The sequence below is a fragment of the Paenibacillus sp. FSL K6-3182 genome (genome assembly GCF_037976325.1).
GTDB lineage: Bacteria > Bacillota > Bacilli > Paenibacillales > Paenibacillaceae > Pristimantibacillus.
This window is the reverse complement of the sequence record NZ_CP150265.1, coordinates 1686893-1701945: the sequence shown is the minus strand read 5'-3', so window position 1 is coordinate 1701945 and position 15053 is coordinate 1686893. Positions and strand designations below refer to the sequence as shown.

18 protein-coding genes are annotated in these 15053 nt (G+C 46.2%); 4 read left to right on the top strand and 14 right to left on the bottom strand.

Annotated features, from left to right (window positions below):
• Positions 1-32: 32 nt before the first annotated feature.
• The 11 genes from MHH56_RS07380 to MHH56_RS07330 all read right to left on the bottom strand — a co-directional run bounded on the left by MHH56_RS07380 (position 33) and on the right by MHH56_RS07330 (position 10220).
• Complete coding sequence (locus MHH56_RS07380; protein WP_339207509.1) at positions 33-758, bottom strand: TadE/TadG family type IV pilus assembly protein; 726 nt, start codon at positions 756-758, stop codon at positions 33-35.
• A gap of 12 nt (positions 759-770) precedes the next feature.
• A complete protein-coding gene (locus MHH56_RS07375) occupies positions 771-956 on the bottom strand; it encodes a Flp1 family type IVb pilin (protein WP_076271034.1) in 186 nt (61 codons plus the stop codon).
• A 24-nt stretch (positions 957-980) separates the two neighbouring features.
• Positions 981-1865 (bottom strand): type II secretion system F family protein, encoded by an 885-nt coding sequence (locus tag MHH56_RS07370; RefSeq protein ID WP_339207508.1) that lies wholly within the window; start codon positions 1863-1865, stop codon positions 981-983.
• An 18-nt stretch (positions 1866-1883) separates the two neighbouring features.
• Positions 1884-2756 carry a type II secretion system F family protein gene (locus MHH56_RS07365; protein WP_339207507.1) on the bottom strand — a complete coding sequence of 291 codons (873 nt, stop codon included), beginning with the start codon at positions 2754-2756 and terminating at the stop codon, positions 1884-1886.
• On the bottom strand, positions 2753-3991 hold the full coding sequence (locus MHH56_RS07360) for a CpaF family protein (protein WP_339207506.1): 1239 nt from the start codon (positions 3989-3991) through the stop codon (positions 2753-2755). Before MHH56_RS07360 ends, MHH56_RS07365 begins: the two co-directional genes overlap by 4 nt.
• Positions 3978-5153: a hypothetical protein gene (locus MHH56_RS07355; protein WP_339207505.1), complete on the bottom strand. Its 1176-nt coding sequence runs from the start codon at positions 5151-5153 to the stop codon at positions 3978-3980. The genes MHH56_RS07360 and MHH56_RS07355 overlap by 14 nt, the downstream gene beginning before the upstream one ends.
• Positions 5154-5334: 181 nt before the next feature.
• The gene (gene ndk / locus MHH56_RS07350; protein WP_076271032.1) at positions 5335-5733 is read right to left on the bottom strand and encodes a nucleoside-diphosphate kinase; all 399 of its coding nucleotides are present in this window, start codon (positions 5731-5733) and stop codon (positions 5335-5337) included.
• 35 nt (positions 5734-5768) lie between these two features.
• Positions 5769-6569, bottom strand: a complete 801-nt coding sequence (locus tag MHH56_RS07345; RefSeq protein WP_076271031.1) for a pyruvate, water dikinase regulatory protein — start codon at positions 6567-6569, stop codon at positions 5769-5771.
• Positions 6566-7201: a CBS domain-containing protein gene (locus MHH56_RS07340; RefSeq protein ID WP_339207504.1), complete on the bottom strand. Its 636-nt coding sequence runs from the start codon at positions 7199-7201 to the stop codon at positions 6566-6568. Before MHH56_RS07340 ends, MHH56_RS07345 begins: the two co-directional genes overlap by 4 nt.
• A gap of 125 nt (positions 7202-7326) precedes the next feature.
• Positions 7327-8217, bottom strand: a complete 891-nt coding sequence (locus MHH56_RS07335) for an NAD(P)-dependent oxidoreductase (protein WP_339207503.1) — start codon at positions 8215-8217, stop codon at positions 7327-7329.
• A 218-nt stretch (positions 8218-8435) separates the two neighbouring features.
• Entirely contained in the window at positions 8436-10220 is a 1785-nt protein-coding gene (locus tag MHH56_RS07330) for a M3 family oligoendopeptidase (RefSeq protein WP_339207502.1), read from the bottom strand.
• A 112-nt stretch (positions 10221-10332) separates the two neighbouring features.
• Between MHH56_RS07330 and MHH56_RS07325 the strand changes: the two genes are divergently transcribed.
• Positions 10333-10497, top strand: coding sequence for a YycC family protein (locus MHH56_RS07325; protein WP_339207501.1), 165 nt, complete (start codon positions 10333-10335; stop codon positions 10495-10497).
• The gene (locus MHH56_RS07320) at positions 10494-10736 is read left to right on the top strand and encodes a hypothetical protein (protein ID WP_339207500.1); all 243 of its coding nucleotides are present in this window, start codon (positions 10494-10496) and stop codon (positions 10734-10736) included. The genes MHH56_RS07325 and MHH56_RS07320 overlap by 4 nt, the downstream gene beginning before the upstream one ends.
• Here MHH56_RS07320 and MHH56_RS07315 read toward each other — a convergent pair.
• Together MHH56_RS07315 and MHH56_RS07310 are read right to left on the bottom strand one after the other, a co-directional pair.
• Positions 10733-11473 (bottom strand): DUF2225 domain-containing protein, encoded by a 741-nt coding sequence (locus MHH56_RS07315; protein ID WP_339207499.1) that lies wholly within the window; start codon positions 11471-11473, stop codon positions 10733-10735. The two genes, MHH56_RS07320 and MHH56_RS07315, sit on opposite strands and share 4 nt — an antisense overlap.
• Before the next feature lie 4 nt (positions 11474-11477).
• Entirely contained in the window at positions 11478-11867 is a 390-nt protein-coding gene (locus tag MHH56_RS07310; protein ID WP_076271024.1) for a globin, read from the bottom strand.
• Positions 11868-12299: 432 nt separating this feature from the next.
• Between MHH56_RS07310 and ylbJ the strand changes: the two genes are divergently transcribed.
• A complete protein-coding gene (ylbJ, locus tag MHH56_RS07305) occupies positions 12300-13376 on the top strand; it encodes a sporulation integral membrane protein YlbJ (protein ID WP_339209526.1) in 1077 nt (358 codons plus the stop codon).
• A gap of 77 nt (positions 13377-13453) precedes the next feature.
• Positions 13454-14251, top strand: coding sequence for an NAD kinase (locus MHH56_RS07300; protein ID WP_339207498.1), 798 nt, complete (start codon positions 13454-13456; stop codon positions 14249-14251).
• A 45-nt stretch (positions 14252-14296) separates the two neighbouring features.
• Here MHH56_RS07300 and MHH56_RS07295 read toward each other — a convergent pair whose 3' ends face one another.
• A complete protein-coding gene (locus tag MHH56_RS07295; protein ID WP_339207497.1) occupies positions 14297-15031 on the bottom strand; it encodes a YutD-like domain-containing protein in 735 nt (244 codons plus the stop codon).
• Between the last annotated feature and the right edge of the window lie 22 nt (positions 15032-15053).

Sequence of the window (15053 nt, the reverse complement as noted above, 5' to 3'; positions counted from 1 at the left end):
GTTACCTTACAAGCCTTATTTGTTCCGCTACATTATGGCTTTGTCGCCTTCCCCTGACCTTTATAAGTATCCAGCACTTGACCGGCCTGAGACTTTGCTTGCCCCGCTCCTCCAGCCCGATTTGCAAACCTTGATGAATAATAGCGTACGAGATCAACACTCCGAATAAACTCAGTTGGATCAACTACCGTGGAAGAGGCTGCACTTTTGGGTTCACGCTTCAACCAGCTTTTCTCAATGGATTCAGCCGATAAAGGCTCCTTCAGTTTGACTTTGATCACTCTTCTCAGAATGCTGCTTGAATAGCTGATTTCTCCTTCGTATGTTAGGCCTGCTTGTCCCAACCATCTAGCAGACTGCTCTATTTTCCGAATAGCTAAAGCATTCTTTTCTCCATCACCCGTCTCTGCAAGTGGGAGCACGACTTTCGCTGCATCATTTTCTCCTCTCAGTCCAAACAAGCTGCTGAGCACGCCATCCTCGCCAATACGCCAATATAAACCATCATAACTTGGCTCATTGAGCATGCCGCTCCTTGCATCTCGATTACTGTTATCCCAGCTGAAGGCCGCACGCTCTGCTGTTGAAGACGCTGCATAATAGACAATGATCTTCTCGTACATGTACATTCCAAACAAAATAAACAACAATATAAGCCCGAACAGCATCGGAAATACGATCGTAGACTCCAGCGTAAAACTGCCTTGCTCCTTCTTAAGCAAGCGAAGCAGCCCTGCATTTATTCGCAATCTGTTCAAAAGCCTCACCCGCTAACTGAAAATTTTGTCCGCCTCGTCATCTGCTTTGCCCATCAAACGCTCAATCAGCTCAATAATCCAGTCTTTAAACAACAGTGCAATAATGATGACAACCGCAATAATCAAAATAATTTCGAGTGTCCCTAAACCATCTTCCTCTTTCCAAAATGAACGCAGTGATTGGCCTATTTTTCTCATCTTCATCTTCCTCTCTAATTTAAGTTAAGACATGAGCAGTACTGCGGGTGCTGCTACCAAAATCATAAGTACTAGCAAAATACCTACAAGCGGAAATACAAGCTTTGAGGAGGCTTTCTCCCCGCGCGATCTAGCGATTGCCTTGCGCTTCTCCCATAAAGTGTAAGAGAGCTCTCGCAATGCAAGAATAAAATGCTCTCCTCCGCGGCGATAATTCAATAAGAGCACCGTTGTGAAGATCGAAACCTCCTGCACCGCGCATCTTCTATTAAACCGCTCCATTACCGTACTGAACGATTGACCGTTGCGAAGCATAGACACCGTCTCTCCCCATTCCTTGTAGAGAGGATGCTGCACAGCCTCCTTCCCCTCCAAGCATCTTGCTAGCGCTTGCTGTACCGTCTCACCGGCACCGACCAGCAGCATTAACTTGCTGAGCATAACGGGGAGCTCCATAATGATTTGCTGCTTTCGTTCCTCAACTTGCCGCCTTGCATCTACGAAAGGGCGTATCGTTAGCACGATGCCGAATACTACTCCCATGACTAACAGTGTAGGCTCCTGTCCAAGTAAACTCATCCAAGCACAACCTGTTAAAGCAGCATATCCCGTACCTAGAGCAGCAGTTGCTTCACCTTTTGTCCGCTCGATTGACCAGCTGCTATCCTTCAATAAGAGGAGCTTCATATGGTAGCTGCCCATAGGCAGATGCAGCGTATCAAATAGCTTGAACCGTTCTAGCACACGCATAAAAGGGTCAATCAAACTTAGCTGCATTAGCTGCTGCCGCGTTTGGTCATTCGTTTGTTTTCTACCCATTAGCTGACGCCATATGGCATACAATGCTCCTTTTCCTGCCAAGTACACCCAAATCACCGTTAAAGTAACCGGTGCAATTGCCGCGAGCATGCTTTGTCCCCTTTCATCCTACATTCGGATACTCATCATCTTTGCCATCAACCAAAAGCAGAGAAGCAAAAGCAGCAGCGCTCCCGTCAATAGCAAATATCCGATTCCTCCATATAAAGGAGCCATATAGTCGGGTGCAGCTAGGCTTAAAAACGCTAAAAAAACAAAAGGCACCGCCATCATAATTCGACCTTCGAATTTTTTTTGAGCAACCATAACTGCAATTTCCTGCTCAATTTCAAGTTTCTCTCCAATAATGATCGAGGTTTGTTTCATCACCTCAAGCAAATCTCCTCCAGAGCGCTTGCAAGCAGCTAGTGCATCGACGAACTGAGTAATCTCATCAATTCCTGCACGATTAGCAAAGTTGCGCAGCGCGTATTCTATGGGCTCGCCGTTATCTAGACGAAAGCGAATGATTTGAAACTCCAGCAGCAGCTCCGTTCGAGCATCAGGGTAAATTAGCTTCAAATCATCGTGAGTAGATAAAAATGCATTTTCAAGAGAGCGCCCTGCTGCAAGCGAGGAAGTCAGTGAAAATAAAGCTTCTTTAAATTGCAGCTTCAGTCTCTCCTTGCGCTGTTCCAGAAGAAATTTTCGTCTAATTCTAGGAGCGAGTATACCCAAGCTTGCCGCTGCAAATGAAAGGAACACAGAATGATAAAATAAGAAGACAGCACCATAGAAAATCACAGCTGCGATTAAGGACGTAGCAATAAACTGGTTTCGATTAAGCGGGTATTGTTCATAATTGGTAAGGGTTCGGCCAGCTCGAAGATTCGCTAGCGTCGCATCGCTTTCCCAGCCGCACCATAAGAGCATTCTCTCTATCCGTCCCCCATGCTGACGATGAAGGCTGCTGCTTTTATTCACGCCGCTTGAATTGTTCATATCGCCACTCCTTCGACCATTCTTTTTCCAGCAAGCGTCAATTTGTCCATTCTCATTACCGGATTCGCTGTACGTTTTAGCCCGCCAAGCACTCTGCCATTCCGCTCTCCCTCCTCCTCAAAAATAAACAGTGGATTAAGCAATATTTCTCCATCTTCAACGCCAATGACCTCGCATATCTCCGTCACTTTGCGGGTGCGATCACGGAATCTTGATAGATGGATAACAATATCGATGGCTGAGGCGATTTGCTGGCGAATAACGAGCACGGGCAATTCTGCTGCACTTAGCACCATCGACTCCAGCCGAGCCATCATATCCTTCGCGCCATTACTATGGCCCGTTGACATGCTTCCGGCATGGCCGGTATTTAATGCCTGCAGCATATCAAGAGCCTCTCCTCCCCGCACCTCACCGACGATAATGCGATTAGGACGCATCCGAAGCGAGGCACGTATGAGGTCGCGAATCGTAATCTCCCCTTTCCCCTCTGTATTCGCATTGCGAGTTTCCATCGCTACTAGGTTAGGGATGGAGCGAATTTGCAGTTCAGCGGAGTCCTCGATCGTAACAATCCGCTCATCCGGCTGGATAAACTGCGACAATGCATTTAAAAAAGTTGTTTTGCCTGTTCCTGTTCCGCCGCTTATAAACATATTGTATTGAGCCCCGACAAGCTCTTTCAAAAACGATGCCGCTTCCTGCGAGAGCGAGTGGAATGCTACTAGCTCCTCCATCGTTAGAGGCTGATCAGGAAACTTCCGAATGGTCATGCATGGTCCTTTGAGCGCAACCGGCGGCAATACGACATGCACCCTAGAGCCATCTTTCAGACGGGCGTCAACAATCGGCGTAGACTCGTTAACGACACGATTCACACTCGCAACAACGGTCTGGATTAGATCCTCGAGCCGTTCTCTACTTTCGAAAGAAACCGGCAAAAGTGTCATTCTCCCTCTTCGCTCCACAAATATTTCTGCATGATGATTGATCATAATTTCACTAATGGAGGCATCCTCCATCAGCGGCTGCAAAATATCAAGACCTCTAAACGAATGGAACAGCCTCCGTACAAGCTTCACTTTCTCGGTTGCGGTAAGAGGATGAAGATCGCACCATTCGAAAACGATTTCTTCTGCTATTCTCATCAAGCTTTCATCTGACAGTGATCCGCTAAAATCAATTTTGGCTCGTACCTTGTTGCGCAGCTCAAGCACCGTTTCATCGCTCAGCAATTGATCCGCCTCCTTCCAAATAAAGCTGCTTGAATAATTGATCTGCAGCTGCTCGGTATAACGGCGATGACAGCAGAGCAAGATGGCTTGCTCCTCGCCATTCTGGAATCTCCGGCAGCCCCACCTTGGCGCATGCCATGCCATCAATCTCGTTATCAACGGTATGCTTCGGATTAACCACATGGTTTTTTACGCATTTGAATTTATTGGACAAAGAGCTAAAGCGATCACTCCACTTTTGCGCTCCATAACGCAGGGCCATTTTTTGTTTATCCCTCACAGACGGATTATCGCTTGCAACCCAAAGCACATGATTTGATCGTTCAAAAATAGCAAGGTGCAGCTCATCCAGACCGCCCTCCAAATCAACGACAATGAGATCATACTGCCCGCTTCGAGCAATCGTACTCACTATTCCGGCCGCATCTTCCTCATTAAGCGTCAATCGATCCTCCAAATTGGTGCATGGGGCTAAATAATCACCCTTAAGCTGCGAATCCCGTTTTCGATGCTCCATAAGCCAATTGACCGACTGCCCCGGCTGTGCCTTGAGTCCATAAAGCAGTTCTGACAAACCCTCCTCTTTCACCTCTCCTTCACTGAGGCCATCTGTATATTGCTGGTTGTGCAGCCAAGCTTCAGAAGAGTTCCACCGCTCAAGGTTCAGATAAAAGGCACGACATTGATGCACACTTGCAGCATGTACCAAATGCAGCGCCAAAGCCGTCTTCCCAACTCCCCCCGACGCCGAATAAACAGATATAATATTCATGCCAGACGGCCTCTCGTAAGCGCCTGACGAAGAGGCAGCATGTCCTATCGCTTGGGAATGAATCTCCGAAAAACGCTTCAGCAGCTGGGGAATGGGTTGATATTGCAAAAGCTCATGCTTCTCCTTGCTCTCTCCCAGCTGTAGCACTAGAGCAATTACAGGAATACCCGCTTGCTCTGCATCCATTTCTGCAAGCAGCTCAGGCTGAGCAGCCAATAAGTCAATCTTGTAGCCTTGCTTCACATAGAGCTTCCAAGAATCTGCGTGCGTGAACGCGATAATCTGCCATTGCTCGCCAAGCTTGCTGCCTTGCATATAATCAGCCAGCCGCTTCAAGTATTCCGGCTCCCTTACCGCCACAGCAAGTTGATATTTGTTCAGCCCTTTCACCTTCCTTCCGCTTAGAAAACACAAAAAAAGCACCGTAGAAGGCGCAGATATCTGCGTCCTTATACGGTGCTTCCGTGTTTGATCATTAACTTTGTTTAAAATTTACCATACCCATATTCCATTCGTCAACTAAGGAATTTTCTGCTGTTTATCTTATTTCTTTAACTTACAATTCCGTTGACTATTGGAAAAAGTTTTTGATCTCGCGCTCTGCGCTTTCGATAGAGTCAGATCCATGAATAATATTGCTAGCTACATCGATTGCAAAATCTCCGCGGATTGTACCTGCAAGGGCTTCAGATGGATTCGTTGCACCAATAAGACTCCTTGCGTTTTTAATAGCGTCTTTGCCTTCCCATATCATAGCAAATACAGGCCCCGAAACGATAAAATCGACCAACTCGTCAAAAAACACCTTTGAGCGCAAATGCTCATAATGTGTCTCGGCTTGCTCTCTTGAAAGGCGCATTACCCTTGCATCTACTAGTTTAAAGCCCTTCTCTTCAAATCGAGCAACAATACGACCTACTAAACCACGCGCGTAACCATCTGGCTTAACCATTACAAACGTTTTATCCATGTTGAATCCCCCTTTGTCTCTATCGGTATAGCCATTTATTTGTTAAGCCATTCAGTAATAATACCTGCAGTCTCTTCAATAGCACGATTTGTAACATCTATAACAGGACAATTCAATGATTTCATGACGGACTCTGCATAATCAAGCTCTTCTTGAATGCGCTCGGTTGTCGCATACTGCGCAGATGCCGGAAGTCCCAGCGTCTTAAGCCGTTCAGAGCGGATCTCCAGAAGATGCTCAGCTTGCATCGTTAAACCTATAATGAGCCTGCCAGGTGCAGGCTTCAATTCTTCGGGAGGATTAACCTCGGGCATTAACGGCAGGTTAGCCGTCTTAATTCCTTTATGGGACAAAAAGATGCTCAGCGGCGTCTTCGACGTTCGAGATACGCCAATCAGGACGACCTGCGCTTGTACAAAACCTCGAGCATCCTTGCCGTCATCATATTTCACAGCGAACTCAATAGCATCCATCCGGCGATGGTAAGCATCGTCAATGGAGTGCAGCAGCCCCGGCTCACGCTTCGGGAAACTCCCAAACGTATCAACGTATGCTTGCATCATCGGTCCCATGACATCAACGGCTCTAACTCCAGCTCTAAAAGCCTCTTCCTTCATTTGCTCCCGAAGCTCCGGCTGGACGAGCGTATAGCTTATAAAACCGCCAGTACTAGCGGCCTCAGCCACGATACGGATAATTTCATCCTCGGATTTAATGTGACCGTAACGCTTTATTTTCACTTGTTCTGAGGAGAATTGACGTAAAGTCGCCTTTGCAACTGCTTCCGCCGTTTCACCAACAGCATCGGAGCATACATAAATGATCTGCTGTTTCATAACTCTGGCTCCCCCAATTTCCCATCCATCGCGATGTCCGCCATAAGACGTATAATGTTCGACTTCGATACCCAGCCAGTAACCTCTGGATCAGTCACCTGATCCTCTCGCGGAACGATAACTGGTAAACAATCTACTTGATGAAGCGACATTTTGCGAATCGCTTCCATCACAGATTCGTCGGGCATTAGCGTCACAATATTAGGATAACGGGTCATCACCATACTGATAGGAATAGATGCAGCACCAGCGTTGCCAAGCGTTATTTTCAGCAAATCCTTCGGTGTTACGATTCCAACAAAACGTTTCTGCTCATTAACGATTAGAAGAGTATCTGCATTTTCAGTAAATAACGTAATAACAGCGTCATGCACGGACAACGAGTCCGGAACATTAACGGGAACACCTTGTACTTCTCTCACCTTCATATTGTTCAATTGCTGCAAAGGCTCGCTGCTTGAGCGATAGGTGTTGCCTAGAAAATAACCAACTTTGGGCTTCGCATCAAGCAATCCAAGCATGACGAGAAGTGATAAGTCCGAGCGCAGTGTGGGCCTGCTGACACCTAGAGATTCTGCCAACTGCTCACCGGTAATCGGCGCATGCCTCTTCACAAGCTCAAGAAGCTCCAATTGCCGCGAAGATAATTGAATCGTACTCTCCCCCGTCCTCTATATGAGTCATACTTGTATTATATAGTACTATTATTTAAAAATAATATATCATATTAACAAATAATGTACAATATATGGTCGTCCTACTCTTTAAAAATAACTTTATATAACGCTTGTGTACCGCTATTTTCTTCACCAAGTGAAATAAGTTGCTCATATAAAGAACGTGCTAATGCTAGTCCTGGCAAAGGAAGACCCATCTCATCAGCTGACTCGATGGCGATTTTAATATCTTTCACGAAATGTTTTACGTAAAAGCCTGGAGCAAAATCTCCGTTGATAATGCGAGGTCCTAGATTGGATAAGGACCAGCTTCCCGCAGCGCCGGCTTCAATGCTTTTCAATACTTTGCTAGGCTCGAGTCCCGCTTTTTTGGCATAGGCAAGAGCTTCACTCACACCAATCATATTGGATGCAATCGCGATTTGATTACACATCTTAGTAAATTGACCCGCTCCTGCCTCACCTTGATGAACGATGTTTTTACCTATGAGCATAAACAATGGCAATATCGCATTATAGGCTTGCTCCGAGCCTCCGACCATGATTGACAGTCTAGCCTCCCTCGCACCTACATCGCCGCCAGAAACTGGGGCATCCAGCGCCTTAAGCCCTCTGTTGCCAGCCTCTGCTTCAATGCGTTTGGCAAGGGCAGGGCTTGAGGTAGTCATATCAATAAGCACCGCATTGGACCTAGCATTTTGCAATAAACCATCAGCTCCAAAATAAACCTCTTCCACGTCGGCCGGATAACCTAGCATCGTAATAATAATATCCGATTGCTCCGCAACCAACTTCGGCGAATCCTGCCAAACAGCACCCTTTGATACCAAGAGGTCTGCTCTTGACTTCGTTCGGTTGAACACATTCACTTCATATCCGTGATCAAGCAAATGGCCCGCCATGCTTGCGCCCATAATACCCGTTCCAATAAATCCGACAACTTTTTTGTTTTCTTGCTCTTTCAATTCCATTCCGCCTCTCTATGTTTCTCAATAGTCGAACATAATCTTATTATAATATAATCTGCCTCGCTTCCCACAAATCAGAGAAATGCACTCCTGTTTTTGCAGAAGTTTTTGCAGTAGCTAGAATACTATCCATCCCAATTCCATAAAAAAAGCCGTAGACCAATGGTTTCCCATGCCTACGGCTAATGCTATTGCTACTACAGCACTTCTGAAGAAGCGCTTTACTCGTTTGTCATTTCGATGAACTGATCTACATCAACAGCTGTCAATGCAACCGCCTCGCGCCAGAAGTCCATCTCTTCCACATTTACGCCAAGATGCTCTTTAGCAAGCTGCTCTACGGTCATGCGGCCAGTGTCACGAAGCAATGCAACATACTTGTCTTTGAAATCTGAACCTTCCTTCAGTGCCCTTGCATAAATACCCGCGCTGAATAGATAGCCGAATGTATAAGGGAAGTTGTAGAAAGGAACATCCGTTAAGTAAAAATGCAGCTTCGATGCCCAGAAATGAGGATGCACCTCACCGAGCGTATCGCAATAAGCTTCCCGCTGTGCATCTTCCATTAAGGAATTAAGCTCTTCAACGGATACTAAACCTTCGCTGCGACGCGCATAGAAACGAGTTTCGAATAAAAAGCGCGCATGAATGTTCATAAAAAAAGCAACAGACCGCTGAATTTTATCTTCAAGCAATCCAAGCTTCTCCTCGTCCTCCGTTGCTGTTTTAAGTGCTTGATCCGAAACGATCAGCTCCGCAAACGTCGAAGCGGTCTCAGCTACATTCATTGCGTATTCTTGCGACAACGCGGGTAGATCGTTCATGACATGCTGGTGGTAAGCATGACCCAGCTCATGCGCAAGCGTCGAAATATTCGAAGCTGTACCTGAATACGTCATGAATACACGAGTTTGACCGCTCTTTGGAAAAGCGGTGCAGAAGCCGCCTGGACGTTTCCCTGGACGATCCTCAGCTTCAATCCAGCCATCTTTAAAGGCAAGCTCCGAGAATTCCGCCAGATCGGGACTAAACGTCCTGAACTGCTCGATTATAAAAGCTGCCGCTTCGTCATAAGGAATTGTTTTTGTCGCAGCTCCGATTGGCGCTTCTACATCATGCCAGTCCAGCTTCTCCACACCGAGCAGCTTCGCTTTACGATCTAAATAACGAACGAGTACCTGTTTGCTTTCTTGGATTGCAGACCACATTGCTTGCAGTGTAGCTTCGCTCATCCGGTTCATTTGCAGCGGCTCCTGCAGCACCGAATCCCAGCCGCGCTTGTCATACAGCTTTAAACGAAAGCCTGAAATTCGGTTTAACGTCTCTGCACATAAATCCGCCTGCTCTGCCCATTCCCGCTCCCACTCTGTGAATGCAGCCTTCCGAACATCGCGGTCTCCATCGGATAAGCGGTTATGCATTTGACCAGCGGATAAAACTTTTTTCTCCCCGCCTTTTCCTACATCGTTAAATTTCGCTCTGGATACAATGACGTTATAATAATCGCCCCAGCCATGGTAACCGTCTACCGCTAAATCTCCAGCCAGCGCTTCCAGCTCGGGAGCCATTTTTTGCTTCGCAAGCTCACGGCGTTCAGTCAAGCTAAACGCTACCTCAGCGAGCTGTGGGTGCGTCAGCAGCTTTTCCCACTCACTATCATCAAGACCTCGCAGTACGTTGTCAAAGCGAGTAAGCACCCCTAGAAACTTCGCAGCAAGCGTCTTTACGCGATCGCTTTGTGAGTTCGCGGCTGTGTCTCGCATATTCTGAGCCAACAAGCAAGAAACAAACGACTCTGTTTCACGCAGCCTAATGATGATGCTTTGCAGAAGCTCCGTCATCGTCGCAATTCCAGAAGCTCCAATGCTTGCTTCCGTTAAAAGTGCGGCATCAAGCTTCTCAATGTCCTCATCCATGCCCTTCAGCTCCTGCAAGAACGCTGCTGAGCTTGAGCCACCCTCATAAAAAACTTCTAAATCCCAACTTTGCGGATATCCCTTATTCATTGCTCTCATCCTCTCTTCCATAAAAAAAGCCAAGATGCGGCCGCGTTTTTATTTGCGCAAACCTTCTCGGCAGTGTATAACTTAATTATATCCAGATTGGAGGAATTACACCATGTCTAAACCGTTGCAGATTTCTGCTGATACAGCTGTTAAGCTTTCCGAGCAGCTTGGCGTCCCAATAGAGCACTTAATGCATATGCCGCGCCATATATTATTGCAAAAGCTTGCCGAGCTTGCTAAGCCTAACGCTACACCTGAGAGCGAAAACAAATCATGATTCCGTTCGAAAAAGCCTGGCCTTATGACATTATTATGGGAGATCTTTATGTATCGAGCTGTCCCTTCTGCCAGGCAGAAAACGTGCTGCTTCCAGTAAAACCAGAAGAGCTCCAAGACATACAAGGCGGTACGAAACGATTGCTCGTTTTCCCTTGCTGCCATAATAAAGTGACTATTGTTGATGCAGACCGCGATTATTTGCTGACAAACCGTGTTCTAAAAAAGGCGCTCCGCTAAGCGGAAGAAGAGACCGACTGCTTCAATAAATCTGTGCCGCCGTCAGGAGAAGTGTTGCCGGATGCATGTTTCGATCTGGCTTCCATCTCCTCGCGTATAAGCTGCCACTGTTCGCGGCTCGCACGAATCATTGCAGCATCCACGATTTTTTTATCATTCACCACGCGGGAAAACCAACGTACAGCATCGTTTAATTCTCCGATACGACGATTCAGCTCCCCTATTAAAAACATTAGCTTCGCATTGTTAAGCGCAACACCCTCTGCCTCATATACACGAATATAGGCTTGAAGTGCAAACGTAAGAAACCGTTTCTCGTCTTTCTGATTGTCTTCATAACGATACAGCCAAGCAATGTGATGCAAAATACCAGCAAGCACGCGATCCTTCTCGTCAATAGCTTGGGCTGATAAAAGTGCTAGCTTGTAGCTGGCCATCGCCTTCTTCAGATCTCGTTCCCCGCCATAATCTTGATTGTTCCAATGCATTCCAATTTCATCATGATATTTCTTTTTTTGCCGATCATTCAACCGCTCCATCCCGTTCTCAGTTGAGGCAAAGCCGCAATTAGGACAAACCCGTACAACATAAAAATCAGGGTTTACGTCCGTTTTATAATATCCGCAAAAGTCAGAATCCATTCTTGCTGCTCTTTTGAAGCTGGGTCTAACACGCGAAGTCATAAAAGTCTTTTCACAGCAAATGCATATGATTTTGGATAGGTAGAGCGGTTCCATACAATCACGTCTCCTCTTCAGATGTGTTTACAAAGTGGTGTGCAGGTCCGGATAGTCTGTTGATAACGATCTCTTGCAGCTCGTCATTTATGCCTACCTCTTGCAATGCTCTTTGCATGCAGTCAAGCCATGCGCCAGCATGTTCAGGGGTTATTGGAAAATGCATATGTCTTGCTCTCATCATTGGATGTCCATATTCATCAGAATATAAAGAAGGCCCGCCAAAAAATTGCGTCAAAAATAAATATTGTTTTTCTATAACCGGATCAATATCTTGCGGGAACAAAGGCCCAATTAACGGATGAGCTTGTACCTTAGGATAAAAAGAGTTAACAATCAGCCTTAAAGTCTCAGATCCACCTAAAGCCTCATAAAGGCTTATATTCCTATTCATCGTCAAATTCATCTCCATTGTGTAGGTATTTAGTATTATATCACAAATAAAAGTACGGACTTAACAAAAAAAAGCCCGCGGCATGCTTATCCGGGGCTCATCATATAGTGCTTATTACCCATCAACCTTCATAGTCCTCTTCCCCTGGTGCTGTAAGAGATTCTCGAATGACATAGACGAAAGCACAGACCAAGATGCCAGCGATTATACTCATACCCATCACTCCAACCGTTTCAAAGGTAATTCCATTGTACCATAAAAAAAACAGGAATCCAGCGTTTTGCAAGCGTTTTCTTTATCAAACTTATTTATTTTTAAAGCATATCCAGTGATGGATATCCTTATTCCTACATATACGTTTAGGAGGGGTTGTACAGCATCTTATGGCATCTGCTCGACTCCCCTTTCTAATTATTTGAGGAGGCGGTTTATCTGCTGCGAACGATCATTCATCCCTTATCTATAACCGCGCTTGGCGCATTTATAATCGTGCTTTTAATGACTGTCTTTCCTACAGAAACCCTTCACTCCTCGCTCCGCGGGCTTTCTATTTGGTGGGAGGTGCTATTCCCAGCGTTGTTCCCTTTCTTCGTCATATCAGAATTGCTGCTCGGCTTCGGTATTGTACATTTTTTCGGCAAGCTGCTTGATCCGCTCATGAGACCTATATTCCGGCTTCCCGGCATCGGAGGTTTTGTAGTGACGATGGGTTACATTTCCGGTTATCCGGTAGGAGCAAAGCTTACAGCACAGCTCATTGAGCAGCGGCTCGTCAACCGAGCTGAGGGTGAGCGGCTTGTTGCCTTTACGACTACTTCTGATCCTATTTTCCTAATTGGTGCCGTGTCCGTTGGTTTCTTCCAAAATGTAGCGATTGCTCCTATTCTCGCTGCTGCCCATTACGGAGGCGGTCTTCTTATCGGTCTTCTCATGCGTTTTCACGATAGACATGCCCCTTCATCTGGAACCAAAAAAACGGCGATTTCAAGGGATGGGTTCAGAAAACGACGGCCCTCTCGGATCTCTGAAGCACTCAAGGCGATGCATGAAGCTAGATTGCTGGATGGGCGCAGATTAGGACGGCTGCTGCAGGATTCTATCCAATCGGCGCTGCGGCTAATGATCGTCGTTGGCGGACTCGTCGTTTTTTTCTCCGTCGTAATGGAGATGCTGACCCATGCAGGTATTATCGAGGCGATGGCTGAAGTTCTGCGATTTTTGTTTGGTTTAATCGGCCTGCCTAAGCCGCTTGCTGACGCAGGGATATTCGGTTTGTTTGAGGTTACCTTAGGCTCTCGTTCGGCAGGTACAGCTGGCACAGGACTTATGCATCAAGCTGCAATCGCTGCTTGGGTGCTCTCTTGGGGCGGCTTATCAGTCCATGCCCAAGTAGCAAGCCTGCTCAGCAAAACAGATTTGCGCTATCGTCCTTTTTTTATAGCTAGAATGATTCATGGATTAATTGCAATGACTCTCGTTTACTTGTTATGGGGGTGGCTTGGGCCATGATTAGAGCCGCTCATTGAATTTAAACACAATTTCCTTTATCATCTTAAGTACTATGGAGATCGGAAGGAGATTTACTTTTGAATTATGCGGTAATTGATCGAGGCGATGATCTATCTAAATCGTTAGCAGAAAAATTTCACAAATTAGCCGGGGAGCGAGGCTTCACTCGGAATGATGAATCACCGGAAATCGTTATTTCCATCGGAGGGGACGGTACACTGCTCCTCGCTTTTCATAAATATGTAGATCAAATTACTAATGTTGCATTTGTTGGCATTCACACCGGCCATCTTGGATTTTACGCCGACTGGAAGGCAGACGAGCTTGAAGATCTCGTCGCAATGATGGCAGAGGAAACACCTCGAATCGTTAGATATCCGCTTGCCGAGATTGAAGTTGAGACACCAAGCGAGACCCGTCATTACTTATCATTAAATGAATTCACACTAAAAGGCGTTGACGGAACGCTCGTCGCCCAAATCAATATAAATGATGAGATGTTTGAAATGTTCCGCGGTGACGGCATTGTCATTTCGACCCCTTCGGGAAGCACCGCGTATAACAAAAGCTTAGGCGGAGCGATTGTCCATCCATCGATAGAATCGCTGCAAATTGCGGAAATAGCTTCGATCAATAATCGTGTATATCGTACACTTGGATCATCCGTACTGCTGCCGCAACATCATCACTGTGATATTATCTCTAAGAAAGAGCAGCGGCTGCAGCTGGCAATTGATCATATCAGCATCATGAGCAGCGATATCCGTTCCATCCGCTGCAGTGTATCCAGCCGTAAAGTAAGCTTTGCACGATATCGGCCGTTTCCTTTCTGGAACCGAGTACGTGAAGCATTCCTTGGTTACGACGTCCGATAAGATCTGTTATATTCATCTAAAACCAAAAAAAAGACACAGAGCGTATTATACGCGCTCTGTGTCTTTTTTGTTTGGTCGATTCGTTTCTACAGATGAAGCCGCAGTTTCATTGGCTGCAAGGCGGAACGGTTTCTTGGAGCGGTTATCGTTATTGCCTTTATAGCCGCCTTTACGCTGCTGTTGCTGCTCACGTTTCCCGCTGCCCTGCTGCTGCTCGCTGCTATTTTTACCTTCGCCAGCACTATTCGCGCTGTCGTTGCCTTTATCCGCTTCGTTTTTATTGCGATTGGAGCTTCTATGGCGATTTTCCCTTGTGTGATTGCGAGTATGCCTTTCATGTGTTGGAGCGGCGCTTTCTTCCTTTGCACTCGCAACCTCATCATGTTCAAGACCTTCAGAAATATCCACAAAACCGGCAGCTGCTGCAAGAAGATCAGCTGCTTCTATACGCGGACGCTCATCGTCTGCATCCAAGTCATAGTCGTCTGGCTCACGAACGGTACTGTTTGTTTTTTCTAAAATAAAATAAGCGCAGCCAAAGTTGCAATACTCATTGATGTAATCCGGCATGCCAGATAGATTGCTTTCCTTCGTAGCTTTCTGATGGCTGTCACGAAAAAAACCTTTCAGCCGCAGCTGACTATAGCCCCAGTCGCCAACAATATAATCGTAGCGCTCAAGTACTTCGCTATATCGATCACGAAACGCTTCAGGATTCCAGCCATTCCTATTTTCAAGCACAATTTCATAAGATTTTCCGCCGATATGAATCAAAGCCATATTTTCCACCTCATCTTGAGCG

What these genes read in the sequence shown, in the direction of transcription:
- MHH56_RS07315 (WP_339207499.1), bottom strand. Translation starts at nt 11,473, where the DNA reads ATGGAACCGCTCTACCTATCCAAAATCATATGCATTTGCTGTGAAAAG.
- MHH56_RS07375 (WP_076271034.1), bottom strand. Translation starts at nt 956, where the DNA reads ATGAGAAAAATAGGCCAATCACTGCGTTCATTTTGGAAAGAGGAAGAT.
- ndk (WP_076271032.1), bottom strand. Translation starts at nt 5,733, where the DNA reads ATGGATAAAACGTTTGTAATGGTTAAGCCAGATGGTTACGCGCGTGGT.
- MHH56_RS07320 (WP_339207500.1), top strand. Translation starts at nt 10,494, where the DNA reads ATGATTCCGTTCGAAAAAGCCTGGCCTTATGACATTATTATGGGAGAT.
- MHH56_RS07310 (WP_076271024.1), bottom strand. Translation starts at nt 11,867, where the DNA reads ATGAATAGGAATATAAGCCTTTATGAGGCTTTAGGTGGATCTGAGACT.
- MHH56_RS07330 (WP_339207502.1), bottom strand. Translation starts at nt 10,220, where the DNA reads ATGAATAAGGGATATCCGCAAAGTTGGGATTTAGAAGTTTTTTATGAG.
- MHH56_RS07365 (WP_339207507.1), bottom strand. Translation starts at nt 2,756, where the DNA reads ATGAACAATTCAAGCGGCGTGAATAAAAGCAGCAGCCTTCATCGTCAG.
- MHH56_RS07370 (WP_339207508.1), bottom strand. Translation starts at nt 1,865, where the DNA reads ATGCTCGCGGCAATTGCACCGGTTACTTTAACGGTGATTTGGGTGTAC.
- MHH56_RS07335 (WP_339207503.1), bottom strand. Translation starts at nt 8,217, where the DNA reads ATGGAATTGAAAGAGCAAGAAAACAAAAAAGTTGTCGGATTTATTGGA.
- MHH56_RS07325 (WP_339207501.1), top strand. Translation starts at nt 10,333, where the DNA reads ATGTCTAAACCGTTGCAGATTTCTGCTGATACAGCTGTTAAGCTTTCC.
- MHH56_RS07345 (WP_076271031.1), bottom strand. Translation starts at nt 6,569, where the DNA reads ATGAAACAGCAGATCATTTATGTATGCTCCGATGCTGTTGGTGAAACG.
- MHH56_RS07295 (WP_339207497.1), bottom strand. Translation starts at nt 15,031, where the DNA reads ATGGCTTTGATTCATATCGGCGGAAAATCTTATGAAATTGTGCTTGAA.